Annotated in this window: 1 protein-coding gene; it reads left to right on the top strand. The window is 55.0% G+C overall.

The features are described 5' to 3' along the window. Positions 1-1,115 (top strand): IS3 family transposase gene (locus tag BGP85_RS00155; RefSeq protein WP_258035819.1). Its coding sequence is split into 2 segments (ribosomal slippage), with 1,116 coding nucleotides annotated over them: positions 1-242 and positions 242-1,115; the frame shifts between segments, so codons are not numbered across the junction. This gene is flagged as partial in the annotation.

The following is a 1,115-nucleotide window of genomic DNA, read 5'->3' as shown; positions in this document are numbered from 1 at the left end:
GAGTCGTCAGCGTTACCCCGAAGAATTCAAGATCGAAGCGGTCAAGCAAGTGACCGAGAAAGGCAATCCTGTCGCCGATGTTGCCCAGCGCCTGGGCATGTCTGTTCACAGCCTCTACGCCTGGATCAAGCTCTACAGCAAACCCCAAGAGCAGCGTCAGCAAGACGATGAGCAGCAAGCCGAACTGCGCAAGCTTCGCGCAGAACTCAAGCGCGTGACTGAAGAGCGAGACATCTTAAAAAAGGCCGCCGCGTACTTTGCCAAGGAGTGCAACTGAAGTACGCCTTCATCAAAAAGCACTCGACGCATTACCCGGTGCGGCGCCTTTGCCAAACCCTCAAGGTGCATCCCAGCGGCTACTACGCTTGGTTGGCCGAACCTCAATCTGCCCGAGCCAAAGAAGATCAGCGCCTGCTTGGCTTGATCAAGCAGGCCTGGTTAGAAAGCGGCGGCGTGTATGGCTATCGCAAGATTCACGATGACCTGCGAGAGCTAGGAGAGATCTGTGGGCGAAATCGAGTCGGTCGCTTGATGCAGGCAGAGGGGCTGCGTTCGCAAACGGGCTATCGCCGTCGTACTGGGTTTTATGGCGGAAAACCAACAGTGGCATCCCCCAACCATCTGGCCCGGCAGTTCAAGGTCAGTGAGCCGAATAAAGTCTGGGTGACCGATATCACCTACATCCGCACCTATGAAGGGTGGCTGTACCTGGCGGTAGTGCTGGATCTGTTCTCCCGCCAAGTCATTGGTTGGTCAATGAAGCCCAGAATGAGCAGCGACCTGGCCATCGACGCCATGCTGATGGCCGTGTGGCGACGCAAGCCACAGCAGCAAGTGATGATTCACTCAGACCAAGGCAGTCAGTTCAGTAGCTCAGATTGGCAAAGCTTCCTGAAGGCCAATAATGTGATCAGCAGCATGAGCCGACGGGGAAACTGCCACGACAATGCCGTAGCGGAGAGCTTTTTCCAGCTTTTGAAGCGGGAGCGAATCCGACGAAAGATCTACGCAACGCGTGACGAAGCCCGAAGTGATATTTTCGATTACATCGAGATGTTCTATAACCCTAAGCGTCGACACAGCAGTGCTATGCAGCTGTCTCCAGTAGAGTATGA

This window comes from Pseudomonas putida (genome assembly GCF_002906855.1).
GTDB lineage: Bacteria > Pseudomonadota > Gammaproteobacteria > Pseudomonadales > Pseudomonadaceae > Aquipseudomonas > Aquipseudomonas putida_N.
This window is presented reverse-complemented; position numbering and strand designations above follow the sequence as displayed.